Origin of the sequence: Bradyrhizobium sp. CCBAU 11361 (assembly GCF_028128935.1) — a bacterium.
Classification (GTDB): Bacteria; Pseudomonadota; Alphaproteobacteria; order Rhizobiales; family Xanthobacteraceae; genus Bradyrhizobium; species Bradyrhizobium niftali.
In genome coordinates, this window is record NZ_LBJZ01000079.1 from 1 (window position 1) to 943 (window position 943).

General features: G+C 69.1%; 1 protein-coding gene. It reads left to right on the forward strand.

Annotation, left to right across the window (positions count from 1 at the left end; genetic code table 11):
- Nucleotides 1-943 (forward strand): VCBS domain-containing protein (locus tag XI08_RS09925; protein ID WP_271574274.1); only part of this gene is annotated, 943 nt, incomplete at both ends.

Below are 943 nucleotides of genomic sequence, written 5' to 3' on the forward strand. Positions count from 1 at the left end.
CGGCACCGCCACCGTCGATCCCGACGGCACCTGGCATTACACCGTGCTCGACAGCGGCGCCGTCGATGCGCTCGCCGTCGGCGAGCATCTCGCCGACAGTTTTACGGTCGAGGTCGACGACCACCATGGCGGCCTCGCCACCCAGGTCGTATCGATCGACATCACCGGCACCAACGACGCGCCGGTGATCACCTCGGCCGCGCAGTCCGGCACCGTGTCGGAAGGCGACGACCTCCCGGCCGCAGCCCAGACCGCCACCGGCCAGGTCACCTTCTCCGACGTCGATGCCAGCGACACCCACACGCTCTCGGTCAGCGTCGCCGCCGCCCACGGCACCGCCACCGTCGATCCCGACGGCACCTGGCATTACACCGTGCTCGACAGCGGCGCCGTCGATGCGCTCGCCGCCGGCGAGCATCTCGCCGACAGCTTCACCGTCCAGGTCGACGACCACCATGGCGGCCTCGCCACGCAGCAGGTCACGATCGACATCACCGGCACCAACGATGCGCCGGTCGCAGTGGCCGACACCAACAGCGGCCTGGAAGACAGCACCATCACCGGCACGGTCGCGGGCAACGACAGCGACATCGATGATGGGGCGGTCCTGACCTATGCGCAGACCGGCGCGGTGGCCGGCCTGACGATCAACCCCGACGGCAGCTACAGTTTTGATGCCGCCAACGCCGCCTACCAGCACCTGGCGCAGGGCGCGACCACCGATGTGGTGGCGAACTACACCGTCACCGACGAGCACGGTGCAACCTCGAACTCGACGCTGACCATCACGCTGACCGGCACCAACGACGCGCCGGTCGCGGTCGCCGACACCAATGCCGGCAGCGAGGACAGCACCATCACCGGCACGGTCGCGGGCAATGACAGCGACGTCGATGACGGCGCCACTCTGAGCTACAGCCTCGATGCGGCGGTCGCCGGCCTG